Source organism: Halocatena halophila, assembly GCA_027563145.1.
Taxonomy (GTDB): domain Archaea; phylum Halobacteriota; class Halobacteria; order Halobacteriales; family Haloarculaceae; genus Halocatena; species Halocatena halophila.
The window spans coordinates 77,613-102,116 of the sequence record CP071306.1 but is presented as its reverse complement, the minus strand read 5'-3'; the positions used below and the strand labels follow the sequence as shown (position 1 = coordinate 102,116).

Here is a 24,504-nt window from a genome sequence, read left to right as displayed (position 1 = left end):
TGCGCATTGTTGTCCATGAGTGAAAACTACGCGTACTTTTGTTCAGATCGCCCGCAGTACCGGCCAGAAAACTTATTCGGATAAACAAACGTGTCCTAGCTGGTGTGTGACAGAACATCGAGATTCGGTATTCACGAGCGTTCTGGCACATCCAGAATCATGAAACGAACACGACTTCCAACTGTTGCGGTTCTTTTCGTTCTTCTCGTCTCGGCCGTGGCTGTCGGCGTCTCTCCGTCGGTATCAGCAACTGATGGTGACGATGCAGGTGATGAGAGAGCTGACGCTACGACGCTCGAGTCGGGAAGTGTGGCGACTGATGCGATTTCTGCGGGTGATGAAGATTGGTATTCGTTCGATGCAGAGAAAGGTGATCGACTGTTCGTCGAACTCACCGCGTTGACCGAGGAGTATGACCAGCTTCGGATGGAGATTTTTGCTCCGGACGGATCTGAACTCGGCGAGTCAGCCAACTCGACTGGCAATCCACAAAAGCTCGACGTAGACCGTGGCCCCACAGCCTGGGGTGGCGACGTAGCTCCTGAAACTGGCACGTACTACGTGAAAATCGAGCCATGGGTGAACGATGGAACAACCCTTACCGAGTATGAGCTCACCGTGGAAACGACGTCGCAGGACGCTGACCGGCCGGGCGACAGTCCCACCACTGCTGAACCCATCGACGGAAACGCGACCGTTACGGGAACGATGAGTGGTGCAGATGTCGATACGTACGCGATCGAGCTTGCGGAGGGTGAGTCGATCGAGGCGTCGATCGAATCCGAAACTGACGTGCTGGGCAATATTCAGCTCGTTGAGCCATCGGCTTCGGAGTATATGCCCAACGAGTACGATGAGCAGTACGATCTCTCCGGTGGGCCAGCACTGAACGACGAGTTCAGTTACATGGCAACGGAGACGGCAACGTACTACCTTCGTGTGTATCCCGGAAACAACAGCAAAGCGTGGTTCCAGCAGTCATCGTCGTACGAGCTGTCGGTGTCGACGAGCTCGAACGACTCGGCTGTTCCAGCCGACAACGTGGGTGACAGCCTGAGCGAGGCAACCACGATGGATGCGAACGGAACCGAAACTGGAACGATCTTTGGCACCGATGCCGACTGGTACGCGTTCGATGCGACTGCCGGCCAGTCGATCGGGGTCGAACTGACAGCAACGTCAGAAAACGAGGAGGATCTCGTATTCTCCATCTACAATCCGGACGGCGACGAAATCGGAGAGTATCCGAATGATGCCATGAATCCAGCATATCACACCGATCGTTTCGCAACCGGTCCGTGGACGGGTGGTGGAGACACCGCCACCCAATCCGGCACGTACTACGTGAAGGTGAGCGGTGCCGGTCCGGTTGAGCAGACGGCGTACGATCTATCCGTGCAGACACGTCACATTGACGGTCACGAGCCGAACGAGCAGCCATCGATGGCGACCTCGATCCACGACGGATCGTCGGGTGTCATGACGGGATCGGATGCTGACACCTACACGATCGAACTCGAAGAAGGCGATCGTGTGGAGGCAACCCTCGACCGGCGGGGAGATTTCGAGATTCACACGCAACTGCTCCGTCCCGACACCCCAGATTCGTTGGATTCGGAGTCAGAGTGGGAGTATGACGCCTCCGAATGGACGGTCGATGGGTTCAATGCCACCATAAACGAAAGCGGAACGTACTACGTTCGCGTTTATCCGGTGGAGAACACCATTCGATCGTTCTTCGAGACTGTCGACTACACGCTCTCGATATCGGTCAACGGTAAGGACGTATCATCGGACACCGACCGAACGCCGGATGACGATACCGATACGCCGAGAAACGAAACGCCAACAGAGACTGACGAGCAGACAACGGACTCGCCAACCGACGAAGGGGTAACAGCCGATAACACGCCAGACGATTCGACGCAATCGGATGACGATACTGCCACAACGAGTGACGGTGTCGACGAGTCCGAGGACGACGAATCCAAGGAAAACGACGGCAAATCGAACGATTCGACGGACGATTCAGCCGAACAACCGTGTTGATGGCGTAGGCTCTTGGAACTGGCCGCCATTTTTTGGTGCGTACGACCGTAGGAGACCGATAGCGACGCAATCGCTCTCGGAAATCCTAAGTAGCCGACTCGATTCAGAGTCAGTATGGCTAATTTCCCGGAAGCGGAGGACCGACTCCTCAACAAACAGATCTGCATGCGCTGTAACGCACGCAACGCACAGCGAGCCACCAGCTGCCGGAAATGTGGCTATAAGAGACTCCGACCGAAGGCAAAGGAAAACCGATCCGTCTAACGACGCGATCGCATTTTGCAGCCGCTTTTCTCACAGCTACTGCTCTAGGTACTCCGATTGGACGGCCACCACGTCGGCCGAATCCGTACACTCTCGATAGCGCCGGAGTGGCTCTTCATTCAGCTCCAAGAATGTGTGTCCCCAGCGAAACTTTGAGAGCAGCTGTTCTGCGTGCTCACGGTCGCCAAGGATACAGAGCGCGCCGGCGAACGCTTCGACGGTGTTGAGCTGAAACGGCTGCCCGTAGTTCACGGGGTTTGCAGCGACGAGAAACGGCAATGCGCGATGGTCGCCACGAAGATCAAACGCCTCGGCTTGAGCGGTCTCCCAGGAACAATCGAGGGCAACGAGATTCGAGTGCTGATCATCTGCTGGCGAGAGCGCCTGTTCCGCGAACGGATTCAACACAACGCCTGAGGGCGTCGCGTTCGCAGAGCGATGGAGCTCTGCGAGATCGAACCGCGCAAGTTTGCGAGCACTGCATTTGTCGGGGTCATCATCACCCTCGTAGCGAACGTGACACTCCACGATGGCTCTCGGGGGGCCATAGAGAAAAGCTGTCCGACCCCCAGCGTTCTTCTCGATGGCTCACCTGTAAGTACGCATGACGGATGTGGTCCGCGCGTATTATCGCACCATCGACGATGGCGCATACGATGAGCTGGCGTCGCTGCTGGAGCCAACGTTCACGCATCAGCGACCCGATCGAACGATCGAGGGCAGAGAAACGTTTCTCGCCTTCATGCGCGACGAACGGCCTGAAACGACCACCAGTCACGCGATCGATTCGGTGTTTCACGAGGATGATATCGCCGTCCAGGGTCGGCTGTTGCGCGAAGACGGCACGCTCTGGTTTGGATTCGTTGATATCTTCACGATGAACGGCAACACGATTGGCAGACTCAGAACGTATACGTCCCAGCACGCTCAGTGAATTCCGCGATCAGACGGGATCTGTCGGGATGGCAGCTGCCTCCGGATAGTCGTCCACGCCAGCGTATTCCACCAGTTCGCGGCCGAGCTGTTCGATCCGGGATCGAAGGGCATCGTCCGTGATTTCACCGTCGACGACAAGGTCACTGGAGTGTGGAATCGCAACCTCCAGAGGAAGCGTCCAGGCGTTCAGTGTTCGACTGACGGTCCGGAGATGGTCACACGCACCACCGGGGAATCGTCCACCTGCAACCTCAAGCAGACCGACGGTCGTTCCGGCAAACTCGTCTCTGCCACAGTAGTCGAGTGCGTTTTTCAACGCGCCGGAGTACGAACCGTGGTAGGTTGGCGTCCCAAGCAGGAGACTGTCGGCCCGTTCGACCGTTGCAGAGATGCGATTCGCAGCCGGTGGCATGTCGGTGCTCGTATCGAGCGCTGGCAGGTCGTACTCGCGCAGATCGAGCAGCTCAGTCTCGCCACCGTTTGCCGATGCAACCGAAAGCGTTTGTTCGAGTGCGGTACGGGTTTTGCTTTCCGGCCGGAGACTGCCACAGATCGCAACCACAGTCGGTGTCGTGTTCTGACTCATTACGGCAGGATATGTACGCTCGAACTATAACGGCTCCCTCAATCCGTATTTTGTAATCAGAGTGATCAATCATGCCATTGAACGGAACAGTTTTGCTGGTGGGGAAATGATGGCCAGTATGGAGTTCGTTACCACCGACACGGTCCCTGGTCGGGAGATCGACGACTCGCTCGGCATTGCACGCGGGAACACGGTTCGTGCCAGAAACGTCGGGCGTGACATCACCCAGTCAATTCGGAACATTACGGGTGGCGAGCTCGGCGCATACTCCGAGCTGTTGAGTGATGCGCGCGATGAGGCGCTCGAACGGATGGCCGAGGATGCGCGGTCAATGGACGCCGACGCCGTCGTGAACGTTCGCATGGAGAGCTCGCAAATTGCCAACGGCGGTGCAGAAGTGCTCGCATACGGGACAGCAGTGACGCTTGAGTAGGTCGAGCGTGACAGGCCCGTTTTGCCGGTGTTTCTGTGCCCACAGGTGGGTATGATGAAAGCGGATCGCTCACCTCCTGTTCTGCGTGGGAGTTATGGTCCGCTGGTGCTCATCAAACGGCATCCCGTTCAGCGCGTCCTTGGATTGCTCTGCGTGCTCATCGGCACCACCATCGTGTATCCGTACGCAGTCACTCCGCCGGTGCTGTCTGCGATCGGCCACGCGATCATCGGGTCGATCGTCCTCCTCAGTGAATTACATCTGAACGGCCTCCGATTGCACCGGCGCTAACGCAATTCAGTCATATGGTTGAACGCAACGATCCAGCACGAACTGGCGTGAAAGTCGGTCGCATCGTGGGATTGCTAACGGCAGCCCTTGCAGTGGCGCGGTTGCTCAGCGTGCAGGCCGAGTATTTCCGGGGGTTTTCTGTGTTTCTCGAGCTGCTTGGCATTGAGCCCGGATTTTCGGTGACGGTGCTGTTCTGGGGCAACGCCCTCGTCATTGCCGGTGCGCGGTATGGGCTCAGTTACGTGCTCGGATCGCTGATCGGTGTCGTGTACGACTGGATCGATCGAGAGTCGGTGTTCGTGGTGCTTGCGCTCGCGCTGGTGGTCGGAGTGGCCGACGGCGTTTACTCCGGGCTCGAAGCCAGGAACGTTCTCTTTGGGGTGGGCTATCTGCTCGCCTGGCTCTGTTACGTGCCGCTGTTTCAGTGGCTGTACGACCCCGGTGCTGGCGATGATCGCGCTACGCCAGTGCGTCTCTCGTAATGACACTGCACTCGGTGGCCGCGTTCGATACGTCCGCTCTGTGTCGACCTGTTTCTCTTGACAACATTTAACATAGTTCGTAGGAAAGTGGTATGTGATAATGACAAATATACCTCCGTCAGGCCCTGAAACAGTATCATCTGAGTCCGGATACGAGACCAGTTCACAATTAGAAATGCTCATTTTTCTGGTTTCGATCATTGGAGTCGCGATTTCGTTTGGACCGATAGCAAAATTCGTCGTTGGGGTCGTGTGTCTCGGTATTGCTGTCATTTCCTTATCCCGATTGTACCGGCGAGAATTCCCTTGACATCCGCCCCGCCCTGAAGTGGCAAGAACGCTTTGTGTCCTTGCTGATCAGCCAGGACTTTGTTCTGGCGAAAAGCGAGGATTCCCGATCGCAGTTGAGAAATTAAGTTCGTGGTTAGCAATCTGTTCTCGTGAGGCGAAAACAGCCCCACTGCGGTCGAATCGGTGAACCGCTGGCTGTGTCGCCAGACGCAGAGCGCCTGCCTGCTAACCGGAACTGCGGAGCAGTTCTGGTGATGCTCACAAGAGCAAAGCTCTCATTAATCGCCCTTCAGGCGGTTTTAGCCTCAAAACTTCCACATAAACGCAGATACACTAGGAATATGAATAACCGTAGTATAGATAGGTACTAAGTAATGAGAGAAGGAGAAAATGGAAGACGATAATAATAGAGAGATGGGAGAAAGGGTAAACAAATGGGAAGAGCATGATGTCAAACACCCTGGTTTGAGTGAGAACGGAGACGATATCACGTTCCCGGACTCTTATAAGCGACTCCCAGATTCTTCTGCGGAGACGGATCCGAAAGAGAGGGATCAGGTCGAAAATCGAATCTATTCCCTGGAGAATGACGACGGCGAAACGTTCGATATATTCGAAACGAAAGCGGTCGGATTTATTGGCCGCTATAGCAATGACGGTCGCAACGAGCAGTGGGTGCAAATCCTGGAAAAGTACTACCCAGGTTCCGTTCAGCTGTGGAAAGACGCTGGTTTTGATCTCAAATATACAGATGAAGAAGCGATTCATCAGTTATTTTCCCAGATCCCATGCTATCCAATACGTTCGAAATTCGATCCAACGACCGAAGCGTACGTTGTGAACGAATTCGAGACGACCAAGCTACCCCATAAACTGGAGCCAGACATGCGGTACTGGGAGCAGATTGTCAGTTCGACCCGGCTCGGCGATCAAGTTATGGTCTACAAAAATTGGCATGATGAGCTGTTAATACACGTAAAGCAGAGTAGTCCCCAACTAGCATCAACCTGGCACACACTCAATGACGTTGATCCACACGACAGCGAGGATTGTGACGAACTCGAAGCGACATTGAATCACTTCATGAGTACAGTTTCAGTGGATAGATAATCAACGCTGATAGTATGGCTGACTCGATCGAAGATACATCAATATATTATATATCAGTATCGCCAGCGTCACACATAGGTCTAGTGGTAGTTCCCAATCACCAGACCGATAGCACCACAAATGCTAATAGAGAAACTCTCCTGTAAGGATCGTTCACTCACACCAAAGAGGAGAAACCCCATTGGAACTCCCACGAGCAATGTGGCGAACGTATTTGGGAGATGGCCGTACGGATCAACCCAGAAGCCGAACAAAATCAGCCCGACTCCGAGACAGAAGGCCCCAATCCGTCTCCATTGGACCATATATCATAATTCATTGCTGATTCTACGTACGTCTTCCTATCATATGCCTATTTCCTATCAGGACTCCGCAGGGAAACTACAGTATCTATAGTGATGGGAGATACAAAGCGGGGGCCGTTGAAAGCTCGCTAGCGAAAACACCTGCTCAGAGCGTTGTTCTGCTGAACTATCTCATTTCCCAATGACAAAAATGGAGAACACGACGAGTAGCGCATCAATGAGTAACTTTGGATCAAGCCGTGTACTATTTCGGCGAGGACACCATCGTATTCTGCTCGTCTGTTTCTCAATTTACGACACGTTTTGCGAAAACGAATGCTAGCTTGCCAATGGGACCAAGAAATCCGCCCAGGACGAAACTGAAGGAAGGAACGAGCGGTGGCTCAAAGTGCCAGATGCTCCACCATACAACCACGACAAAAACGAGCAGTGCAACTGCTCGTCCTGACACACCGATTCGGTGTGACGCCGCATCAATGTACTGTCCCAGTTGAGTGTCAGCGGCGGCTTCGCTGAACACAACAGTACTGACAAACGCCCCGAGCAAAACTCCGAGCCATGAAATCGACTGAGTCTCCCAGAGTTGGATTACAGGAGCTACCAGTGACACCAGCCCAATCACAATCCAATACAAGAGTCGACTGTCAGACATCTCCGAGGGCTGTTTTCCCCATTCTGTCATATCTCCCATTCCAATTGGATGACAAAATACATTGTGGGAAAAGTGATTGGAAAACCAACAGCACACTCATCCAACGCTGATGGCTCAAGCAGAAAATTCTCAAATATTTCAGTCAATCAAGGATGATATCTGTTCACTCCGATGGTTGCTCAACGAGGACGACGCCGTTGCCATAGAGGTCTTCTGCGACGGCTTCGATCCCATAGGGTCGTTCCGCTGGTTTATTGATGAATTCAACGCCGCGCTCTCTGAGTGTTTCGTACGTTGCGTGACAATCGTCGACGGTGAATGCAAGCGCCGGCTGTTCACCGACCAGTGCTGCTCGACGGTCGATTTCGTCTTCGTCCTCGGCCCAGTCAGGCAATTCGAGGACGACCTCTACGGTTTCGTCCTGTTCGGGAGCAACAGTGACCCAGCGGTTATCGGGGCCGAACTGCTCATCAGCTTTCTTTTCGAGCCCGAGTTTGTCGGTGTAGAAGCGAAGCGCTTCATCCTGGTCCTCAACGAATCGAGTGGTGAGACGGAGTTGTTCGATCACGAGTATCGCCATCTGTATCGTCACTCCATACCGGTAAATGCGTTCGCCAGGCAGAGTGAAAGTGAAAACTATCGCTATTGATTACTCCCGTTCTGCGGCAGAATAAATATTCATGCAACTGCGTGATTGACCGACCCCCACAACCACCCCAGGAGCCCACTTTCACTCCGCCGATCTCTCACTCACCGCTTCGCTCAGCCATACGACTCCTCGCTCTCGATTGGTCCACTGAATGCACTGTAGAGCACGACAAAGTACGAGAGCACCAGTGGTAGCAACAACGCGGTGGCGATCGTCATGAGATTCGCCATCAGCGGACTGATAAATGCGTCCTGGATCGTCAGTCCCGCGCCACGATCGATGTACGGGAACGCGAGCCCACCGAACAGGACGAGAAGAACGAGTACAACGCCACCGACGGCCACGAAGGCACCCACCGGCCGGTCCCGACGAAGGGTCCAGCTGTAGGCTCCGATCAGCAGTATCGATGCGAACACGCAACCGAGTACCACTGGCGACTGGAGATCCACACCGCTCACAGCAAGCGAAACGAGAAGCAACGCGAGATACGCGATCCCAGCACGAAGCCCATGGACACGCATCCGCACGGCAAGCTCACCCGGCGTTTTTAGCTGACAAAACGCGACGCCGTCGAGGACACAGAACGCGAGCAGGGCAAGCCCACCGAACACGCCGTGAAGGGTGAGCGTTGCCGTCGCGCCGGTGACCCAGTTCACGAGCAACAGTCCAAACAAAAACGGGGTGAGCGTGCTCCCAACGACAAAGGCAAGTCCCCATATTCGTTGCCAGCGGTCATCGTCTCGCTGTTCGTACAACTCCGGTGCGAGACCACGAAGCCCAAGGCCGGCGAGAATCGCGAACGTGAGCAGATAATACCGGCTGAATAGCGACGCGTACGCGGATGGAAACGCGGCGAACAACAGCCCACCGAAGACGACGAGCCACACCTCGTTGCCGTCCCAGAACGGACCGATAACGGCGAGCAACCGCTCGCGCTCCGATTTCGAACCAGTAGCGAACAGCACGCCGATGCCGAAATCGAAGCCATCGAGCAACAAGAACGCGCCGAGCGCAAACAGCACCAGTCCGAACCAGAGCGTCGGCAGCGGAAGGCCAAACAGCCACTCCGTTGTGAGCCCACCAAACTCAACCATTGGAGCTCACCTCTTCGGACGAGTGGTCCGTTGCTGTGAGTTCGTCGATAGCCGGTGGTCCGCTGACAATGAGCCAGCGACAAACGACGGCGTACAACACGAGTAATCCCGTGTAGCCGGCGACGAATCCCAGCAACGTCAGAGTGGCCTCCTGGCCACTCAACCCGGGCGTTACGCTGTCGGCGGTCTGCAACACTCCCTGGATGACCCATGGCTGGCGACCCACCTCAGTGACGATCCATCCCACCTCAACGGCGACGATTCCCAGCGGAGCCGAGAGCATCAGCGCCCGGTGGAGGAGATCATCCTCGAACAGCTCGCCGCGACGCCACCGGAACGCACTCCAGAATGCGAGGACAATGAACCAGAAGCCAAGCGCCACCATGATCCGGAACGACCAGAACACGATCGCGACCGGTGGTGCGCGTGTGGAAAACGATTCGAGGCCTCTGATTGTGGCCTCCGGATTTCCACCGCTGACGAGCCAGGAGGCAAATCCAGGGATTGCGATCCCGAACAGCTCACGGGTACGTGGATCGAAGACGCCATCCAGCGTGGTGGGAAATGCAACGATATACTCCGGAACGTACGAACCAGTCTCCCAGATCGCCTCCATCGCGGCGAATTTCTGGGGTTGACTCTGGGCGACGTGACGAGCGTAGGCGTCGCCGTGAAGCACCTGCAACGGCGCTGTGATCACGAGCGCAACGATCGCTATCTTCAGCGTCGTCTCCCAGAACGCAATTGCTTCGACGGAGTGACCGCGAATGTGGTGGCGATAGACGTAGTAGGCAGCCACGCCGGCCATGAACAACGCAACCGATTCGATCGCCGCATTCTGCATGTGAACGAACATGTATCCGAATCGTGGAGTGAGATAGGCGGCGAGTGGATCGGTGAGTGTGACGACGCGCTGGCCGTTTTCGGTTACGAGCTCGAATCCTCGGGGCGTCTGCATCCAGGAGTTGGCAATCAGAATCCAGACCGCAGAGAGCCAGGTACCCAGTCCGACGGCGACACTCGAGACGACGTACAGCCGGTCGGACACCCGTTCGCGACCGAAGACGAAGACGCCAAGAAACGTTGCCTCGAGCATGAACGCCATCATCCCTTCGAGCGCGAGCGGGCCACCAAACAGCTCACCGGCCACCGTCGCGAACGTTGCAAAATTCGTCGCGAACTCGAACTCGAGGACGAGGCCTGTTACCGTCCCGATCACGAAGCTCACCGCGAAGATTTTCGTCCAGAACCGACGAAGCTGTTCGTAGATCGGACGACCGGTACGGACTTCCTGAACTGTAAACCAGACGAGAAACGGCGCAAGCCCCATACTCATCACCGGAAAAATGATGTGAACCATCACGGTGAGCGCAAACTGGAGCCGGCTTGCGATCGTCGGATCGATCATGAGAACCACCACACACCCAGAAATTCATGGTTGCGATAGACGGGGCTGGCGGCGTCGCTCTGAAACATAGTTTGCAGTTGGAACGTCCTGGCCATCAACTACCGGCGGATTCCCACCCACTGAGAAACCGCGATCAATGGGATACCCTCACGGCAATCGGTTCGGCTAAGGGGTCCCACGGCAACGAACGGATATGGTGCGCGAGACAGCGTCATTGGAGGATTCCGACCTGGAGGCAATCCTCGAGGCGCTGGACGACGCCGATTGCCGAGCGATCCTCCGTTCGACGACCGAACCCATGACAGCGAACGAACTCTCCGAGGACTGTGATATCCCTGCATCGACCGTGTATCGAAAGCTCGAACGACTGAGTACTGCCGAACTGGTACACGAACAAGACGCAATCAATCCCGGTGGCGGGCGCGTCACTAGATATGAGCGAGATTTCACCGAGCTGAAAATCTCGGTGACGGATGACGATGCGTTCGAGGTGTCGGTCGAACGGCCAGCCAGATCCGCAAACGAGCGGCTTGCCGACATCTGGTCCAAGATGGGTGACCAGCTGTGAGCTGGATCGACACGGGCGTCGTCGCCTTCAAAACGGTGATTTTGCTGCTCGGGAGCGCCATCACTTACATTGCCTTCAAGGCATACCGCCAGACTGGCGACGCTGCGATGCGGCTGCTCGCGATTGGCTTCGGTGTTGTCACACTGGGTGCGCTGCTGGCTGGCATCGCCCACCAGCTGTTTACTGTCTCGCTCGAGGCTGGCGTATTCATCAACAGCGGCCTCGTCGCCACTGGGTTTGCCGTCATCGTCTACTCGCTCTATCTCGAGCGAGAGTGACAGCCAAGAAATTACACTCGTTTCCGGCCTGTTGGTCCGGCAGTTACGCCGCAAGCAACTGATCGAGCGTTCCCGAAAGCGTTCCTTTGTCCGCCGCTCCAACCTGGCGCTCGGCGAGCTCGCCATCAGCAAAGAACAACAGCGTCGGAATCGACTGAACGCTGTACTGACCAGCGAGCTGCTGATTGGCATCTACATCAACTTTCAGTACTGTGGCATCGGTCTCTGCTGCGAGCTCTTCGACGATCGGAGCGACCATCTTGCAGGGACCACACCAGTCGGCGTAGAAATCAACCAGCACAACGTCGTTTGCTGCGATCGCCTCATCGAACGCGTCAGGGCCGTCAATCTGTACGGGGGTGTCTGGTGTCGCACTGGCACCCTCTCCCGAGAGTTCGTCTATACGTTCCTCTCGCCGTCGTTCTCGAACCTCATCCAGCCCGGAATCGTCTCCTTCTGTCATCGTGAACGTGAGTAGGCATTCGCCGCGGATAATAGTTTTGTATGGTTTACCCAATACTGTCATGACCATTCGATGTGAACGGGGACCTGTGGGTGTGTCACCACAGTTGTTATCTTCCTGTCCATCGCACCCAGCGGTATGACCGATGCAACTGCGGGGTTCGATTCGGTGACCCCGCTCCCAGGAGCACTCGAAACGCTCGCTGGTGCGTGCACACCGATTGACCGCACTGAACAGCTTGCGCTCGTGGATGCCGCCGATCGCGTGCTTGCCGAGCCGATCGTTGCCCAGCGATCCATTCCGGCGTACGAACGCGTCGCAATGGATGGCTATGCGGTGGAACCGGCAGACACCTTCGAGGCGAGCGGGCGCTCTCCGGCTGTGCTCACGATCGGGTCCTCGGTGGGCAACGGAACGGCCGTCCCCGTAAACACTGGCGATGAGCTCCCCGATGGAGCGGGAGCCGTCGTGAAAATCGAGGGGACCGAGCGCCACGGCGATCGCGTCGAGATCTTCGAGCGGGTTGCTGGCAGAGATAACGTCGCACCAGTTGGTGAAGACGTTGCCGACGACCAGAAACTGTTCGAGCCTGGCCACCAGCTCCGCCCGTCCGATCTTGCGTTGTGTAAGGCCGCGGGGCTTTCCCGTGTGACGGTCTACGAGCAACCAGCGGTGAGTGTCATTCCAACGGGTGAAGAGCTGGTGCAGGACTCGCCCGACCCCGGCCAGACGATCGAAACGAACGGACAGATGGTCACACAGTACGTCGAGCAGTGGGGTGGCGTGGCTGCGTACAACGAAACCGTTCCGGACGACCACGAGGCGCTCACAAATACAGTCCGGGACGCACTCGACCACGACATGATAGTCACGACCGGTGGCTCGTCCGTTGGTGCCAGGGATCTGCTGCCTTCGGTCGTCGAGGAACTCGGCACGTTGCACGTCCATGGCGTGGCAATCAGTCCAGGCCATCCGGTCGGTCTGGGGATGATTGAGGAGACGCCAATCGTCGTCGCGCCAGGCTATCCAGTGGCGTGTTTGATCGCTGCCGTCCAGTGTGTCCGACCGTTGTTAAAGCAGGTCGGTCACCTGCCTGTTGCCCCACTTCCCACAACGGAGGCCCGACTGACGCGGAAGCTGCCGAGCGAGCCCGGCGTACAGACGTTCGCTCGTGTAACGCTCGATCAAACGACCGATCCACCGACGGCAACGCCAACACGGACGCGCGGGGCGGGGGTGCTCTCTAGCGTGGCACTGGCCGATGGCTGGGTCGTCATCGATCGCGCTTCTGAAGGGATTCCACGGGATGCGATGGTCACGGTTGAAAACTGGGAGGCCCACCGATGAGAAAGGAGTTTCGCACCCTGGCCGATCCCGAAACGGTACACGAGACGATCGCGTCGCTGAAACTTGCTCCCGGCGTTGAAACCGTCTCGCTTGAGGGCGCTCGTGGTCGAGTGCTCGCCGAACGGCTCGATGCGCCAATCGACGTTCCCGGCTTCGATCGGGCTGCAGTTGATGGCTACGCAGTAACTGCCCAGGACACGTTCGGTGCCAGCGAAGCCGATCCGGTCGAACTCGAACAGGTGGGTACAGTTCATGCCGGCACCAAACCTGACTGTCGAGTCACCGATGGAAGCTGTGTTGCGATTGCTACGGGAGCCGTACTGCCCGATGGGGCCGACGCCGTGGTACTCGTCGAACGAACCGAGGAACGGGCAGACCACATTGCGATCCGCGACGGAGTTGCACCCGGCGATCATGTCATGCCGGCTGGCACCGACGTGGCCGCAGGCACTCGGACACTCGGAGTAGGAACGCGGCTCACAGCACGCGAAATCGGGCTCCTCGCGGCACTCGGACTGGAGGAGCTCACCGTCCAGGCCCGGCCACGCGTGGGAATCATTTCCACGGGTGACGAGCTCATCCGCCCGGGCGGCTCGATTGACAGCGCGGCAGGGCAGATCTATGATGTCAACAGCTTTTCGATTGGGGCCGGTGTTGAAGCGGCCGGCGGGATCGTCAAACGGTATCCACACACCGGTGACGACCCGGATGCGCTCAGACGGGTGCTCGAACGCGCTGCTGAAGAGTGTGATCTCGTGCTTTCTTCTGGATCGACGAGCGCCGGTGCGCTGGACGTGCTCTATCGGGTGATCGAATCCACCGGCGAACTGTTGCTCCACGGCGTTGCCGTTAAACCTGGCAAGCCGATGCTCGTCGGGACCCTCTTCGACGCCGCGTACGTGGGGCTACCTGGCTATCCGGTGTCTGCGCTCACGATCTTCTCGACGTTCGTCGCACCGGCCATACGTGAGGCTGCCCGACAGCCTGCGCCACCGACAGTCACCGTTACGGGAACGATGGCCAGCCGTGAACGCTACGCTGAGGGGCGTCTCAGGCTTTTGCCAGTTGGTCTCGTCACCTCAGAACCCACGAGCGACGGGGACAATGGAGAGCCACAGTGGCTGGTCTATCCCGTCGATAAAGGGAGCGGTGCAACGACGAGTCTCGTCGAGGCAGACGGCATCGTTCGCATGCCACCAGACACGCATCGAATTGACGAGGGAGAACAGGTCACGGTTGAGCTGTTCTCTCCGGCCGTCGAGCCTCCCGCATTGTTCGGCGTCGGTGAAGCAGATCCGCTGTGGTCGCGGCTGCTCGACCGACTCGAGCGCCCGCGATATCTTGCTGTCGGCAGCGGTGAGGGGCGACGCCGGCTTAGAAACGGCGTGCCTGACATAGCTGTGCTCGCCGGCGAGCCCGATCCGGTCGATGAATCACCGTCCGCACCCGCTGTCGAGCGAATTGGCGGCTGGGAGCGCGACTGGGGACTGTTCGTCCCGCCGGACAATCCAGAAACCATCTCATCACTCGCGTCGCTCGTGGATCGGGAGCTACAACTGTGCACCCGAACGAGTGCGTCTAGCTTGCGAACGACACTCATTGGGGAGATCGAACGACTCGCAACGGATCGTGAGAAATCACCCACCGACCTGCTCGAAACGATCGGTGCTGACAACGTTGGTGCCCGTGGGCTTGCTGGCCCCGCACGAGCGGTGCAATCCGGTCGTGCTGACGCCGGCGTTGGACTCGCGGCAACCGCCGAATCGCTCGACGTTGATTTCGTACCGATTGGAACCGAACGCGTCGAAGTGTACGCGAACGCAGACCGACGCTCAAAACCCGCCGTAAAAGCGACACAAGCGCTGCTTTCGAACGCAGGGCTCACAGCCGATCCGACAGCCACCGACGCATTCGACCTGGATGAGTACGACGTCGATGGGATCAGCTCCCTTGAGTGGTGAGTGCCGGCAAAGCGTTCAACTGCCTGTTAGACGTAGCTCGATTGGGAGTCACTCCCAGATGACCATGAGCTGTGAGCACCCTGTCACCGCCGAGTATCTGTACCCGTCCGACACCGTCGTGCTCGATCTGTACGACCAGTCGGACGGCGGTATCGGCATTCGATTCGCCGTCCCGTGTCCTGACTGTGATACGACGCTCGAAATGGAGGCACCAGTAGATTCGATCGGAAAAACGGAGCTCGAAATACCGATCGAAGACGAGACAGATCAGTACGACGACTAGTCCATCGCCGGCTCGTGGGACCGTCCGACGAGCTCATCGAGCCCACGGACGCGCCGGTCGCCGAGCACGCACGCCCCACGAGCTCTGGGTCCGTGTCGCTCGACGTGGACCGCATCGAGGCCGACGTTCCAGGCGGCCCCAACGTCCTGTTGATTGTCACCGACGAGTACACCACGGGTGGTGCCACCGGACGACAGCCCCATTGCCGACATCGTCCGTTCGATCGGTCGGGGGTCAGGCTTCCAGCCGGTTTCTTCGGTACAACAGAGGACGCTCTCGAACCAGTCCCGAATGTCGAGCGAATCGAGCACCGGATCGGTGAGATAGCGCTGACAGTGTGTTACCAGTCCGGCCGGTCGATCGAGGCTGGCAAACATCATTTCGGCATCCTCGAACAGATACGTCGCTTCGGCGCGGGCAATTGGATCTTCCACCTCGTGGAAATGTTTCCAGAAGCGCTCTGGATCGATCGAGTGGCGCTCTAGAAGATGCTGGCGTCGATCGCCAAAGCCATGCCAGAGCACCGTTCGCTCTTCTTCGGTGAAGCCGTGACCGAGACGGTCGCCGACGGTTTCGATCACCGACGATCGATAGCTCGGCTCGACATCCACCAGCGTTCCATCGAGATCGAACAACCAGAAATCATACTCGCCTAGCGTCGAAGCCATCCGACCGTAAGATACGCCGTGCGCACTCTTAGCCTTTCTGTCCGTTATTATGACCGGACGCGGATCGATGAGCCGAAATAGTTCCGAATGACGGCCTCAATGCTCGTCGCGCTTTTGAACGGCCGATCGGGATCGTCGAGACGAGTCTCGATCTTCTCGTAGAGGGCATCGAGATACGACTCCGTCGTCTGCAGCTCGCTGAACGATATCTGCTCGATGTGGGCGACGTCGAGCGTTCGAGCGGCGCGTTCACGAACCGGCCCGGTGGCTGTGAGCTCGCCCCGCCAGAGATGATTTCGAAACCATAGCCATCCCTCCTCACCGGGCGTCGGTGCCGGCCAGGCGACGGTTGTCTGAAACCGCTGTGGATCGATCCGACCAGTGTTTGGCTCGAGTCGGAACGTAACGCGAACCACATACTCGGCAGGTGGACGGCTCACGAGTCGAACAGCGAGTCACACCGCGCTGCGAGATCGATATCCCGCTGGGTAATGGCTCCCACATCGTGTGTGGTGAATCGTACTTCGACGGCCTGCCAGCTGATCGTGATCTCTGGATGGTGATAGGCCTCCTGGGCGATTCCCCCAACCCCGCTGGCAAAGCCGACGCCGGCGAGATAGCTGTCGAACTCGTACGTGCGAACGATTTCGTCACCGTCACGCGTCCAGTCGTCGCTCAGCTTGGCGTCGATCTCTGCATCGGAGAGGCGTTCGGACATGCCCAACCAAACGACTGGCAGTCACATAATCGTCAGGGATCGCCGTTCCGGTGGTCGAACACGCGCTGGACTTTTCCCGTCTCGGTTCGCTCGATCGTCCCTGGTGAGACAATATCAATTTCGTCTGGTGTGAGCTCGAGAGCTCGCGACAGTTCGGTTCTGATGTCGGCTTCGATCGTCTCCGCTGTGCCGGAACGCTCTGGAGTGCGCTCAACGGTGATCGTGAGCCGATCGAGCTGGCCATCCCGATGACAGTCGATCCGATAGTGAGGAGCGACAGAGTTCACAGAGAGCAGTGCGTCTTCGATCTGACTCGGATAAACGTTGACACCACGAATAATGAGCAGATCATCAGTCCGACCCGTTATGGGAGCCATCCGGGCGTGTGTTCGACCACAGGCACACCGCTCGCGGGTCAGCGAGGTGATGTCGCCAGTTCGGTATCGTAGCACGGGCTGTGCCACTTTGGTGAGCGTCGTCAGCACGAGCTCGCCGGTCTCTCCATCCGGAAGCACCATTCCGGTTTCTGGATCAATGATCTCCGGATAGAAGTGATCTTCCCAGATGTGAAGGCCATTCTGGTGATCACACTCGATCGAGACGCCCGGACCGATGATCTCCGAGAGTCCATACACGTCGATCGCCGTCACGTCGAGTTTCTCCTCGATTTCTGCCCGCAGTGGCTCAGTGAATGGCTCTGCACCGATCAGCACCGTCGAAAGAGCCAGTGATGAGGGATCAACCCCGCGTTCGTCGAGCGCTTCTGCCAGATACAGACAGTACGACGGCGTACACGCGAGTGCATCGCTTTCTAGCTCACAGAGGAGGTCGATCTGGCGGGCGGTGTTGCCCCCACCAACTGGAATCACCGTCGCACCAAGCGCCTCACCGCCGTCGTGAAAGCCCAGACCGCCGGTGAACAGCCCGTAACCGTAGGCGTTCTGGACAATCTCATCAACTGAGACGCCCGCGGCAACAAAAGATCGTGCCATCACCGATCCCCAGCGCTCGAGATCGCCGTCCGTGTAGCCGACGATCTTCGGACGGCCTGTCGTTCCTGAGGAGGCGTGGATCCGCTGGATATCGTCCCACTCGACTGCGAACAGTCCATCAGGATACGACGATCGAAACGCATCTGAGGTTGTCAATGGAAGTCGTTCAATGGCATCGATGTCACCAATCGTCCCTGGTTGGATTCCCACCTCGTCCAGTCGATCGCGGTAGAACGGTACCGATTCGTACGCGCGTTCGAGAACTGAACGAAGCCGCTTGCTCTGTAGGTCGCACAGCTCGGTCCGATCGGCCGTCTCTATCGAATCGTACATAGATAATATTCCGGATAATAGTTGATAGCAATTTGGGTGCTGATACCCACTTGATCGTTGTTATCTCGACGGTATCACTGGCGAGAAACTCCGAATTACTCGGCAGAGTTAAACATTGTCATGAATTATCATATCACATGCGCCAGTCCAGCGTCGATCTCTCCGAGACGACGGTGCCGGCCATTCGAACGACGATTCGATCGGCCGGAATCGCAGGCAGTGGTGGCGCTGGCTTCCCGTCGTACGCGAAATGGGAGCACGTGGACGCCGTCGATGGGCTGTTGGTAAATCACCAGGAGAGCGAACCAAACTTCTTCATCGACAAATGGCTTGGAACTGCCCACGCAAACGAGTTGGGGACGCTTCTTGAGCGCCTGCACGAGGAACTGTTTTCAGTGATCGTGATCGGCGCGAAAGTTACCGATCGCGAGCCCCACCTCACAGCGCTCGAAGACCATCTTGAGCCGACGGTGTATCTCCCCGATGCGCTGCCGATCGACGACGATGAGACAGGGATCGTCATCGCATACACGGAGGACCGCTATGAGTACGGTATGGAGAGCGTCCTGTTGCGACTGGTCGCCGACACGGTGATCGGCAATGATCTGCCGATGGATCACGGCTGGATCGTCCACAACACGGAGACGCTGTTCAACATCTATCGGGCGCTCACGGCAGGCACGCCGGTCACGGAGAAATATCTCCACATCGATGGCGACGTTCCAACGCATCGGTTCGTTCGCGCGCCGATCGGGACACCTGGAACGGAGCTGCTCTCTGCGGCTGGCGTGGATCCAGATGAGCTCGATCCACAGGCAGTACTCGCCGACGGTGGCCCTGGCTGGTGTTTCGCGACGGACTCGCCACCCGACCGGTACGGCATTCGAAAACGGACGAACTGCGTGCTCGTGCTCGATGAAACAACCATCCAGGAACACACTCTCGGTGACGACCGCGTCAACGTGCTCGAAACGTATGATCGGGATACAAAGACGTTCGAAACCGAGCCGACGGCTGCAATCGAACCGGAGGCAGTCAGAATCCCGTTGTGTTCCAATCCCGCGTTCGAGGGCGTCGTCGCGCCGAGCGAGCCCATCGTCGAGCCGGGAACCGTCGTTGAACGAGGCGAGATGATTGCTCGTCCATCAGAGAGCGGAATTTCCAACCCACAGCACGCCTCAATCGACGGCACCGTCCGTGCGGTGACAGATGACTGGATCGAAATCGAATCGAAGGACCGCCCGTCAGTCGTCGCCGCCCAGCCAATGCCAGTTTTCGGCACCGGATTTGGCTACTGGAGCTGGTGTCGTAACTGTGGAACGTACATCGTACCTCCACTCTACGATCCGACGCTCGATCTCACCAACATCTACTGTCGCGATTGCTGGTGAGCACCGGGCCTACTGTTCGATCGGCGCGGTCGTATCCGATCGTATCCACGCCGTTGCGTTCGACCGATCACAGATTACAAAGCAATCTCCGTCTTCATAACAGGTGTAGGACTCGAGATCTGCAAGCCCGAGCGAACCGGCCACATCGTCACTGAGCACACCATTCGAACTCACTGCATCCGATCGTTCTCCCATCAAATTTCGCTATCCAACACCACGATAAATATTCTGCGTTTTAGGAATACTATGGTCTTAAGATATCAATGCGATATTGATATGGAATTAACCACGATAGTATCTGGTCAATAGTTTGGGTGATAACGTGGTTATTGCGTTTTGCTCTCGAGTTTTGCCCCAACGTGTGGGACAATGAATCGGTCTGCAGCGAGTTCGAGGAGTACGAGCGCAGCAATTGCCAGCATCGACGTGGTGAATCCGATCAGCGACGCCGAATACGCGACGTAGATTCCGATGAGGAGAGTCAGGAAGACGACTAGTTCGATGCCGTATGCAAAGACAAGCGAGCGCGGTGTCGTGATGGCACGAACGAATCCGGAAACCGACCGCTCGGTGCTGGATTCCGAATCGGGGAGAGACATATGTGACAGTATGCTGTCTATATACATATCTTTTGTGCACGTCTCCTGCAACTTTGGGTGGCCACCGGTGTGTTTTTGGCTGCTCTGTGTGACCGACCGATATGCACGCGCCGCCAGCCATCGATGAGTTGTCGCCACCGGACCGGACGTTGCTTGGCCCTGGTCCCAGCATGGTTCACCCTCGCGTTCTTCGCACAATGGGGACGCCGCTCGTCGGGCATCTAGATCCTGCGTTTCTAGAGGTGATGGACGAGGTCCAGGAGCTGCTCAGATACACGTTTCAGACCACCAATAAGTGGACGATTCCGGTGAGTGGGACGGGGTCGGCCGCAATGGAGGCCGCGTTTGCGAATCTCGTTCGGCCAGGTGACACCGTGCTGGTGCCGACCAACGGCTATTTCGGCCATCGGATGGCGGCGATGGCAGAGCGGGCAGGCGGCGAGGTCGTGACGGTGGACGCTCCGTGGGGAGCACCACTTTCGTCGGCCGCGGTTGCCGACGCGTTCGACACCCACCAGCCAACCGTCTTTGGCTTCGTTCACGCTGAAACCTCCACAGGCGTTCTTCAGCCTGACGTTTCAGAGCTGGTGGAGATCGCCCATGCCCACGACGCGTTCGTGATCGCCGACACTGTCACGTCACTTGGAGGCGTCGAGCTCCGCGTTGATGACTGGGGGATCGACGTGGCCTACGCGGGCGGCCAGAAGTGTCTCTCCTGTCCGCCGGGGGCGAGTCCGCTCACGCTCTCCGATCGGGCGATGGATCGCATCCTTGGCCGCGAGTCGCCGGTCCGCTCCTGGTATCTCGATCTCTCGTTGCTCGAGGGCTACTGGGGGAGCGAGCGGGCGTATCACCACACAGCGCCGATAACGAACGTGTACGCGCTGCGCGAGGCCTTGCGACTCGTGGCCGAGGAAGGACTCGAGGAACGCTGGGAACGCCACCGTCGCGTGGCAAGCGAGCTGGTGGCTGGTCTCGAAACACATGGACTGGAGCCGTTCGTCGAGGAAACCTCGTGGCTGCCGAGTCTCACGACGTTTAAACTCCCGACGGGGGTTTCGGACGAGTGGCTCATCAGCCAGCTCCGCGAGACGTATTCCATCGAGATTGCGGGCGGGCTCGGCGATCTCGCGGGTGAGGTGGTACGGATTGGCTGTATGGGTCATTCTGCACGCCGCGAGCCGATCGCATATCTCATTGCGGCCGTCGGTGAGCTACTCGAGAAGTAGGCTATACGGTGATCATCTGGTAATCGTCACCGAGTTCGTAGCCGGTGTCCCGTGTCATTCGGCGGAGTTCGCTGGTCGATTGCCCAAGCCACCACTCATTCACGTGGGTTATCACCACACGCTCGGGAGCAAATGGATCGACAATTTTCCTGATGGAGTCTTCTCCACCATCCGATCGAAAAAGTCGATTACCCCCGACAACCAACAGAGCAATCTCGGATGGGATCGACATGTCCGGATCGATCCGACCCACGTCAGGGGCGTACACCACCGTCCGATCATCTGCCGCAATGGCGAAGGCGACCGTCTCGAATTCTGGGCGCGCGTGGGTCACCGGCAATGGCGTGACAGTAACAGCTCCAATTTCGACCGGCTGGTGCGCCCGTATTGGCCGTGGTTCGATCTCGTCGGTGAGATGCGCACGCTCGCGCTCGAAGTGTCCAATGGCGGTTTCGGTGAGATGAATATCGAATCCAATTACCGGTGCGAATGCTGCGAGTTCGTCGATACCACCGACATGATCGTGATGAAAGTGTGTCACGAATACCCCATCGATCGCTTTCGTGTCTGTCGCTCGCAGCTGTGCTTTCACGTCGGGACCACAGTCACAGAGAATCGTCGTTTCATTGGCTTCGACCAACAGGGCCGATCTTCGACGTTTTGCGTCCGCGTTGCAGGTCTCGAGATCACAGAACGCCGGCGGAATGCCCATGGCGTCACCGGTACCGCAGAGGGTGATTTGCATACGATTTCATTTCCAGCAACGCATATCGGCGTATTGATACGGTTCGCTCAGTCGCTGGGGGTCAGCCTGAGATAGGCGGCCACGGTACCGAGCGTAATCGCTCCGAGGAGTGCGCCGAGTCGGAGAAGCACAGACTGTGTGGATGGTTTTGGTGTCGCCTGATAGACGTACATCTCGTAGTTGTCCTCACCGTCTTTGACGAGAACGTGGATCCCACCGCGCTCGGTGTCCGAGTGATACTGTGTGAAGTCCTGCGGTGTAGTCGCCACCGGAACGATCACGTCGTCACTGGTGTTCATCGTCACGCCCGAGATATTGGGAAACCGTTCCTGGAGCGTTGCATTGCTCCCATTCCCTCGTTTTATGCGGTCGAACAGTTGCTGTGCAGGTTGTGAGAGATTCTGATACTGAATCTCTGGGGATTGTGTCTCTGAGATGTTGCTCGTGGCGTTTGCGTCAAACTGCAGATGGGCGTCGTAGTCCGGCACTGGCGCAACCAGCCCGCCGGCGAACAACGGCACTGCAACGAGCAGTGCAATGATGGCGTAGTTGGATCGGCTCATGCGAGATCACCTCGAGAGAACTGCCAGTAGGCGATTCCGAGTGGAGCGACCACCCACCCGGCCAGAATCACGAGCCCAAACCATGCATCGAGATAGAATGGTGCGTACTCCAGTGCTGCTGCGTCGATTGAGAGATACGCGTACTTTGGATTGAGCCGCGTGAGCAGATAATACCAGGGTGGAAGGGTGAGTGAGGTGAACATGAAGGTCTTGATCACCGCAAGAAATGAATCCCAGCCAAACGAGAATCCAGCCGCGAGACAGACGCCGCCCCAGACGGCCAGCGTTTCGGACTGAAAGACCGCAGAGAACCCGATTGCGATGGCGACGAAGACGATGCCAAGTGACAGTATCTTCCCTGCAAGCGTGGCGTATGTGAGAATTTCGGGCGAGCTCTCGATTAGTACGGCGTAATGTGGAGCACACACCCCGAATCCGACGAGCACGGTGACGGCGACGACGGCTCCGCGCCCCAGCAGCTTTCCGAAGAGGACATCCGTGCGCGTATGAGCGGTTCCAAGCAAAAACAGCACGCTGCCGGATTCGATCTCGCCAGCGATCGCGTTGTATCCGAGCAACGTCCCGACCAGGGCAACGACGCTTGCCATCGGAAGATAGAGCTCCGACAGCAAAAACGGCTCAGCAGGCGTCTCGAGCGTGATTTTATAGTACAGTAGAAACGCCAGAAACGACGTGAACAGAAACGAAACGCCGAGTAAGCTCTGCGATCGAATGGCGTCCTGAAAGTCCTTTTTTGCCACCAGGAGCGTGCTCACAGACGAACCACCTCGTCTGATTGCACAGCGTCGGTGTTGGGATTCGATTCACTGTTCGTGTAGCTGAGAAACAGCTCCTCAAGCGACGCCGTTGTGAGCTCGAAATCTTTGATAGTAGCGCCGGCGGCTTCGAGTTCGTGGATGACGGTCGCTTTCGCGCCGTCGGCACAGTTGACGGTCACCGTCGTCTCCGTGGCCTGCACCGACGAGACAGCAGACAGTGCACGCACTGCATCGAGTGCTCCAGACGGAAGCACATCCACTGTGACTGTGATGGTCGTTTCTGCTGTGACGGTCGCACGGAGCCCTTCGATGGTGTCTTCGGCGATCAGCCGACCATCCTGGAGGATCCCAACGCGGTCACAGACGGCCTCGACCTGCCCGAGAATGTGACTCGAGAAAAAGACGGTCGCACCCCTGTCGGCTTCCTCGTGGGCAATTTTCCGCATTTCTCGGGCACCTTCGGGATCCAGTCCCGTCGATGGCTCATCCAGGATCAGCAGCTCGGGGTGGCCCACAAGGGCAGTCCCGAGCATGAGCCGCTGGGCCATTCCTCTTGAGTAGCCGCCGGCCGGTCGGTCGATTGCATCGAGGATTCCCACGCGTTCGGCGATCGCCTCTGGATCGTCGGCTGCGCCCATCGAGTCGATGATGAACTGCAAGTGCTGGCGGCCAGTCAGGCGATCGTACACGTCGAATCCCTGTGGAAGCACGCCAGTCCGCTCTCGCACGGCCAGCGCATCCTCCTGTGGATTATAGCCCAGCACGTCAATGGTTCCGTCTGTCGGTCGACAGTAGTCCATCAAACAGTTGATGACGGTCGATTTGCCCGCCCCGTTCGGCCCAAGAAAGCCGTACACGGTGCCAGCCTCGACGACGAGATCCAGCCCGTTGATGGCTGTTACGTCACCGTATCGTTTCGTCAGTCCAGTCGTTGTAATCGCAGACATCCATCCGGTGGTCCTGATAGGACTGTATTAAAACCGGACGACCGTTTCAGCAGAGAATGGCCGGTATAGGGCCGTATACCCCTGAATTCT

At 57.6% G+C, this 24,504-nt stretch carries 30 protein-coding genes; 14 read left to right on the top strand and 16 right to left on the bottom strand.

The window, feature by feature from the left end; translation table 11 throughout:
• The first annotated feature begins 159 nt into the window (after positions 1 to 159).
• Both JXQ78_RS00545 and JXQ78_RS00540 read left to right on the top strand, forming a co-directional pair.
• Positions 160 to 2,049: a pre-peptidase C-terminal domain-containing protein gene (locus tag JXQ78_RS00545; RefSeq protein ID WP_330631524.1), complete on the top strand. Its 1,890-nt coding sequence runs from the start codon at positions 160 to 162 to the stop codon at positions 2,047 to 2,049.
• A 114-nt stretch (positions 2,050 to 2,163) separates the two neighbouring features.
• Positions 2,164 to 2,313: a 50S ribosomal protein L40e gene (locus JXQ78_RS00540; RefSeq protein WP_330631523.1), complete on the top strand. Its 150-nt coding sequence runs from the start codon at positions 2,164 to 2,166 to the stop codon at positions 2,311 to 2,313.
• A gap of 36 nt (positions 2,314 to 2,349) precedes the next feature.
• Here JXQ78_RS00540 and JXQ78_RS00535 read toward each other — a convergent pair whose 3' ends face one another.
• Positions 2,350 to 2,841 (bottom strand): DUF367 family protein, encoded by a 492-nt coding sequence (locus tag JXQ78_RS00535; RefSeq protein ID WP_330631522.1) that lies wholly within the window; start codon positions 2,839 to 2,841, stop codon positions 2,350 to 2,352.
• A gap of 76 nt (positions 2,842 to 2,917) precedes the next feature.
• Between JXQ78_RS00535 and JXQ78_RS00530 the strand changes: the two genes are divergently transcribed.
• Positions 2,918 to 3,247, top strand: a complete 330-nt coding sequence (locus JXQ78_RS00530) for a nuclear transport factor 2 family protein (RefSeq protein WP_330631521.1) — start codon at positions 2,918 to 2,920, stop codon at positions 3,245 to 3,247.
• Between the two features lie 9 nt (positions 3,248 to 3,256).
• Here JXQ78_RS00530 and JXQ78_RS00525 read toward each other — a convergent pair whose 3' ends face one another.
• Positions 3,257 to 3,835, bottom strand: a complete 579-nt coding sequence (locus JXQ78_RS00525; protein WP_330631520.1) for an NADPH-dependent FMN reductase — start codon at positions 3,833 to 3,835, stop codon at positions 3,257 to 3,259.
• Between the two features lie 118 nt (positions 3,836 to 3,953).
• Here JXQ78_RS00525 and JXQ78_RS00520 point away from each other — a divergent pair, with 118 nt between their 5' ends.
• The 4 genes from JXQ78_RS00520 to JXQ78_RS00505 all read left to right on the top strand — a co-directional run bounded on the left by JXQ78_RS00520 (position 3,954) and on the right by JXQ78_RS00505 (position 6,442).
• A complete protein-coding gene (locus tag JXQ78_RS00520; RefSeq protein ID WP_330631519.1) occupies positions 3,954 to 4,268 on the top strand; it encodes a YbjQ family protein in 315 nt (104 codons plus the stop codon).
• Between the two features lie 54 nt (positions 4,269 to 4,322).
• On the top strand, positions 4,323 to 4,559 hold the full coding sequence (locus JXQ78_RS00515) for a hypothetical protein (protein ID WP_330631518.1): 237 nt from the start codon (positions 4,323 to 4,325) through the stop codon (positions 4,557 to 4,559).
• Between the two features lie 14 nt (positions 4,560 to 4,573).
• The gene (locus JXQ78_RS00510) at positions 4,574 to 5,041 is read left to right on the top strand and encodes a hypothetical protein (RefSeq protein ID WP_330631517.1); all 468 of its coding nucleotides are present in this window, start codon (positions 4,574 to 4,576) and stop codon (positions 5,039 to 5,041) included.
• A 681-nt stretch (positions 5,042 to 5,722) separates the two neighbouring features.
• A complete protein-coding gene (locus JXQ78_RS00505) occupies positions 5,723 to 6,442 on the top strand; it encodes a hypothetical protein (RefSeq protein WP_330631516.1) in 720 nt (239 codons plus the stop codon).
• Positions 6,443 to 7,562: 1,120 nt separating this feature from the next.
• Here JXQ78_RS00505 and JXQ78_RS00500 read toward each other — a convergent pair.
• The 3 genes from JXQ78_RS00500 to JXQ78_RS00490 all read right to left on the bottom strand — a co-directional run bounded on the left by JXQ78_RS00500 (position 7,563) and on the right by JXQ78_RS00490 (position 10,550).
• Entirely contained in the window at positions 7,563 to 7,979 is a 417-nt protein-coding gene (locus tag JXQ78_RS00500) for a VOC family protein (RefSeq protein WP_330631515.1), read from the bottom strand.
• 182 nt (positions 7,980 to 8,161) lie between these two features.
• Positions 8,162 to 9,142 carry a cytochrome d ubiquinol oxidase subunit II gene (locus tag JXQ78_RS00495; RefSeq protein ID WP_330631514.1) on the bottom strand — a complete coding sequence of 327 codons (981 nt, stop codon included), beginning with the start codon at positions 9,140 to 9,142 and terminating at the stop codon, positions 8,162 to 8,164.
• Entirely contained in the window at positions 9,135 to 10,550 is a 1,416-nt protein-coding gene (locus tag JXQ78_RS00490; RefSeq protein WP_330631513.1) for a cytochrome ubiquinol oxidase subunit I, read from the bottom strand. Before JXQ78_RS00490 ends, JXQ78_RS00495 begins: the two co-directional genes overlap by 8 nt.
• A 193-nt stretch (positions 10,551 to 10,743) precedes the next feature.
• Between JXQ78_RS00490 and JXQ78_RS00485 the strand changes: the two genes are divergently transcribed.
• Positions 10,744 to 11,118 (top strand): helix-turn-helix domain-containing protein, encoded by a 375-nt coding sequence (locus JXQ78_RS00485; protein ID WP_330631512.1) that lies wholly within the window; start codon positions 10,744 to 10,746, stop codon positions 11,116 to 11,118.
• On the top strand, positions 11,115 to 11,396 hold the full coding sequence (locus JXQ78_RS00480) for a DUF7521 family protein (RefSeq protein WP_330631511.1): 282 nt from the start codon (positions 11,115 to 11,117) through the stop codon (positions 11,394 to 11,396). Before JXQ78_RS00485 ends, JXQ78_RS00480 begins: the two co-directional genes overlap by 4 nt.
• Before the next feature lie 43 nt (positions 11,397 to 11,439).
• Here the strand turns inward: JXQ78_RS00480 and trxA are convergent, their stop codons facing one another.
• Positions 11,440 to 11,859: a thioredoxin gene (trxA, locus tag JXQ78_RS00475; RefSeq protein ID WP_330631510.1), complete on the bottom strand. Its 420-nt coding sequence runs from the start codon at positions 11,857 to 11,859 to the stop codon at positions 11,440 to 11,442.
• Positions 11,860 to 11,997: 138 nt separating this feature from the next.
• Here trxA and JXQ78_RS00470 point away from each other — a divergent pair, with 138 nt between their 5' ends.
• From JXQ78_RS00470 to JXQ78_RS00460, 3 genes are all read left to right on the top strand, one after another.
• On the top strand, positions 11,998 to 13,206 hold the full coding sequence (locus tag JXQ78_RS00470; protein ID WP_330631509.1) for a molybdopterin molybdotransferase MoeA: 1,209 nt from the start codon (positions 11,998 to 12,000) through the stop codon (positions 13,204 to 13,206).
• Positions 13,203 to 15,167 carry a molybdopterin biosynthesis protein gene (locus JXQ78_RS00465; RefSeq protein WP_330631508.1) on the top strand — a complete coding sequence of 655 codons (1,965 nt, stop codon included), beginning with the start codon at positions 13,203 to 13,205 and terminating at the stop codon, positions 15,165 to 15,167. The genes JXQ78_RS00470 and JXQ78_RS00465 overlap by 4 nt, the downstream gene beginning before the upstream one ends.
• Before the next feature lie 64 nt (positions 15,168 to 15,231).
• Positions 15,232 to 15,450, top strand: a complete 219-nt coding sequence (locus tag JXQ78_RS00460; protein WP_330631507.1) for a hypothetical protein — start codon at positions 15,232 to 15,234, stop codon at positions 15,448 to 15,450.
• Here JXQ78_RS00460 and JXQ78_RS00455 read toward each other — a convergent pair.
• From JXQ78_RS00455 to paaK, 4 genes are read right to left on the bottom strand one after another with little or no spacing between them, the layout of a single operon-like run.
• Positions 15,447 to 16,118 (bottom strand): HAD family hydrolase, encoded by a 672-nt coding sequence (locus tag JXQ78_RS00455; RefSeq protein ID WP_330631506.1) that lies wholly within the window; start codon positions 16,116 to 16,118, stop codon positions 15,447 to 15,449. The two genes, JXQ78_RS00460 and JXQ78_RS00455, sit on opposite strands and share 4 nt — an antisense overlap.
• 47 nt (positions 16,119 to 16,165) lie before the next feature.
• Entirely contained in the window at positions 16,166 to 16,558 is a 393-nt protein-coding gene (gene lwrS / locus JXQ78_RS00450; protein WP_330631505.1) for an LWR-salt protein, read from the bottom strand.
• Positions 16,555 to 16,836 carry a 4a-hydroxytetrahydrobiopterin dehydratase gene (locus JXQ78_RS00445; protein WP_330631504.1) on the bottom strand — a complete coding sequence of 94 codons (282 nt, stop codon included), beginning with the start codon at positions 16,834 to 16,836 and terminating at the stop codon, positions 16,555 to 16,557. Before JXQ78_RS00445 ends, lwrS begins: the two co-directional genes overlap by 4 nt.
• Positions 16,837 to 16,868: 32 nt before the next feature.
• Positions 16,869 to 18,161 carry a phenylacetate--CoA ligase PaaK gene (gene paaK, locus JXQ78_RS00440; protein ID WP_330631503.1) on the bottom strand — a complete coding sequence of 431 codons (1,293 nt, stop codon included), beginning with the start codon at positions 18,159 to 18,161 and terminating at the stop codon, positions 16,869 to 16,871.
• Positions 18,162 to 18,298: 137 nt separating this feature from the next.
• On the opposite strand from paaK, the gene JXQ78_RS00435 reads away from it, so the two are divergent.
• Positions 18,299 to 19,552, top strand: coding sequence for a hypothetical protein (locus tag JXQ78_RS00435; RefSeq protein ID WP_330631502.1), 1,254 nt, complete (start codon positions 18,299 to 18,301; stop codon positions 19,550 to 19,552).
• A 9-nt stretch (positions 19,553 to 19,561) separates the two neighbouring features.
• On the opposite strand, the gene JXQ78_RS00430 is transcribed toward JXQ78_RS00435, so the two are convergent.
• Together JXQ78_RS00430 and JXQ78_RS00425 are read right to left on the bottom strand one after the other, a co-directional pair.
• Complete coding sequence (locus JXQ78_RS00430) at positions 19,562 to 19,747, bottom strand: DUF7331 family protein (RefSeq protein ID WP_330631501.1); 186 nt, start codon at positions 19,745 to 19,747, stop codon at positions 19,562 to 19,564.
• Positions 19,748 to 19,878: 131 nt separating this feature from the next.
• Positions 19,879 to 20,151, bottom strand: a complete 273-nt coding sequence (locus JXQ78_RS00425; RefSeq protein WP_330631500.1) for a hypothetical protein — start codon at positions 20,149 to 20,151, stop codon at positions 19,879 to 19,881.
• A gap of 101 nt (positions 20,152 to 20,252) precedes the next feature.
• Between JXQ78_RS00425 and JXQ78_RS00420 the strand changes: the two genes are divergently transcribed.
• Positions 20,253 to 21,380, top strand: a complete 1,128-nt coding sequence (locus tag JXQ78_RS00420) for a pyridoxal-phosphate-dependent aminotransferase family protein (protein ID WP_330631499.1) — start codon at positions 20,253 to 20,255, stop codon at positions 21,378 to 21,380.
• A 1-nt stretch (position 21,381) separates the two neighbouring features.
• On the opposite strand, the gene JXQ78_RS00415 is transcribed toward JXQ78_RS00420, so the two are convergent.
• The 4 genes from JXQ78_RS00415 to JXQ78_RS00400 are packed head-to-tail and all read right to left on the bottom strand — an operon-like array spanning position 21,382 to position 24,414.
• Positions 21,382 to 22,125, bottom strand: coding sequence for an MBL fold metallo-hydrolase (locus JXQ78_RS00415; protein ID WP_330631498.1), 744 nt, complete (start codon positions 22,123 to 22,125; stop codon positions 21,382 to 21,384).
• A gap of 47 nt (positions 22,126 to 22,172) precedes the next feature.
• The gene (locus JXQ78_RS00410) at positions 22,173 to 22,688 is read right to left on the bottom strand and encodes a hypothetical protein (protein WP_330631497.1); all 516 of its coding nucleotides are present in this window, start codon (positions 22,686 to 22,688) and stop codon (positions 22,173 to 22,175) included.
• Positions 22,685 to 23,464 (bottom strand): ABC transporter permease subunit, encoded by a 780-nt coding sequence (locus JXQ78_RS00405; protein ID WP_330631496.1) that lies wholly within the window; start codon positions 23,462 to 23,464, stop codon positions 22,685 to 22,687. The genes JXQ78_RS00410 and JXQ78_RS00405 overlap by 4 nt, the downstream gene beginning before the upstream one ends.
• Complete coding sequence (locus JXQ78_RS00400) at positions 23,461 to 24,414, bottom strand: ABC transporter ATP-binding protein (protein ID WP_330631495.1); 954 nt, start codon at positions 24,412 to 24,414, stop codon at positions 23,461 to 23,463. The genes JXQ78_RS00405 and JXQ78_RS00400 overlap by 4 nt, the downstream gene beginning before the upstream one ends.
• Positions 24,415 to 24,504 lie beyond the last annotated feature (90 nt).

What these genes read in the sequence shown, in the direction of transcription:
- JXQ78_RS00545 (WP_330631524.1), top strand. Translation starts at nt 160, where the DNA reads ATGAAACGAACACGACTTCCAACTGTTGCGGTTCTTTTCGTTCTTCTC.
- JXQ78_RS00540 (WP_330631523.1), top strand. Translation starts at nt 2,164, where the DNA reads ATGGCTAATTTCCCGGAAGCGGAGGACCGACTCCTCAACAAACAGATC.
- JXQ78_RS00530 (WP_330631521.1), top strand. Translation starts at nt 2,918, where the DNA reads ATGACGGATGTGGTCCGCGCGTATTATCGCACCATCGACGATGGCGCA.
- JXQ78_RS00525 (WP_330631520.1), bottom strand. Translation starts at nt 3,835, where the DNA reads ATGAGTCAGAACACGACACCGACTGTGGTTGCGATCTGTGGCAGTCTC.
- JXQ78_RS00520 (WP_330631519.1), top strand. Translation starts at nt 3,954, where the DNA reads ATGGAGTTCGTTACCACCGACACGGTCCCTGGTCGGGAGATCGACGAC.
- JXQ78_RS00515 (WP_330631518.1), top strand. Translation starts at nt 4,323, where the DNA reads ATGAAAGCGGATCGCTCACCTCCTGTTCTGCGTGGGAGTTATGGTCCG.
- JXQ78_RS00510 (WP_330631517.1), top strand. Translation starts at nt 4,574, where the DNA reads ATGGTTGAACGCAACGATCCAGCACGAACTGGCGTGAAAGTCGGTCGC.
- JXQ78_RS00505 (WP_330631516.1), top strand. Translation starts at nt 5,723, where the DNA reads ATGGAAGACGATAATAATAGAGAGATGGGAGAAAGGGTAAACAAATGG.
- JXQ78_RS00500 (WP_330631515.1), bottom strand. Translation starts at nt 7,979, where the DNA reads ATGGCGATACTCGTGATCGAACAACTCCGTCTCACCACTCGATTCGTT.
- JXQ78_RS00495 (WP_330631514.1), bottom strand. Translation starts at nt 9,142, where the DNA reads ATGGTTGAGTTTGGTGGGCTCACAACGGAGTGGCTGTTTGGCCTTCCG.
- JXQ78_RS00490 (WP_330631513.1), bottom strand. Translation starts at nt 10,550, where the DNA reads ATGATCGATCCGACGATCGCAAGCCGGCTCCAGTTTGCGCTCACCGTG.
- JXQ78_RS00485 (WP_330631512.1), top strand. Translation starts at nt 10,744, where the DNA reads ATGGTGCGCGAGACAGCGTCATTGGAGGATTCCGACCTGGAGGCAATC.
- trxA (WP_330631510.1), bottom strand. Translation starts at nt 11,859, where the DNA reads ATGACAGAAGGAGACGATTCCGGGCTGGATGAGGTTCGAGAACGACGG.
- JXQ78_RS00470 (WP_330631509.1), top strand. Translation starts at nt 11,998, where the DNA reads ATGACCGATGCAACTGCGGGGTTCGATTCGGTGACCCCGCTCCCAGGA.
- JXQ78_RS00465 (WP_330631508.1), top strand. Translation starts at nt 13,203, where the DNA reads ATGAGAAAGGAGTTTCGCACCCTGGCCGATCCCGAAACGGTACACGAG.
- JXQ78_RS00460 (WP_330631507.1), top strand. Translation starts at nt 15,232, where the DNA reads ATGAGCTGTGAGCACCCTGTCACCGCCGAGTATCTGTACCCGTCCGAC.
- JXQ78_RS00455 (WP_330631506.1), bottom strand. Translation starts at nt 16,118, where the DNA reads ATGGCTTCGACGCTAGGCGAGTATGATTTCTGGTTGTTCGATCTCGAT.
- JXQ78_RS00445 (WP_330631504.1), bottom strand. Translation starts at nt 16,836, where the DNA reads ATGTCCGAACGCCTCTCCGATGCAGAGATCGACGCCAAGCTGAGCGAC.
- paaK (WP_330631503.1), bottom strand. Translation starts at nt 18,161, where the DNA reads ATGTACGATTCGATAGAGACGGCCGATCGGACCGAGCTGTGCGACCTA.
- JXQ78_RS00435 (WP_330631502.1), top strand. Translation starts at nt 18,299, where the DNA reads ATGCGCCAGTCCAGCGTCGATCTCTCCGAGACGACGGTGCCGGCCATT.
- JXQ78_RS00430 (WP_330631501.1), bottom strand. Translation starts at nt 19,747, where the DNA reads ATGGGAGAACGATCGGATGCAGTGAGTTCGAATGGTGTGCTCAGTGAC.
- JXQ78_RS00425 (WP_330631500.1), bottom strand. Translation starts at nt 20,151, where the DNA reads ATGTCTCTCCCCGATTCGGAATCCAGCACCGAGCGGTCGGTTTCCGGA.
- JXQ78_RS00420 (WP_330631499.1), top strand. Translation starts at nt 20,253, where the DNA reads ATGCACGCGCCGCCAGCCATCGATGAGTTGTCGCCACCGGACCGGACG.
- JXQ78_RS00415 (WP_330631498.1), bottom strand. Translation starts at nt 22,125, where the DNA reads ATGCAAATCACCCTCTGCGGTACCGGTGACGCCATGGGCATTCCGCCG.
- JXQ78_RS00410 (WP_330631497.1), bottom strand. Translation starts at nt 22,688, where the DNA reads ATGAGCCGATCCAACTACGCCATCATTGCACTGCTCGTTGCAGTGCCG.
- JXQ78_RS00400 (WP_330631495.1), bottom strand. Translation starts at nt 24,414, where the DNA reads ATGTCTGCGATTACAACGACTGGACTGACGAAACGATACGGTGACGTA.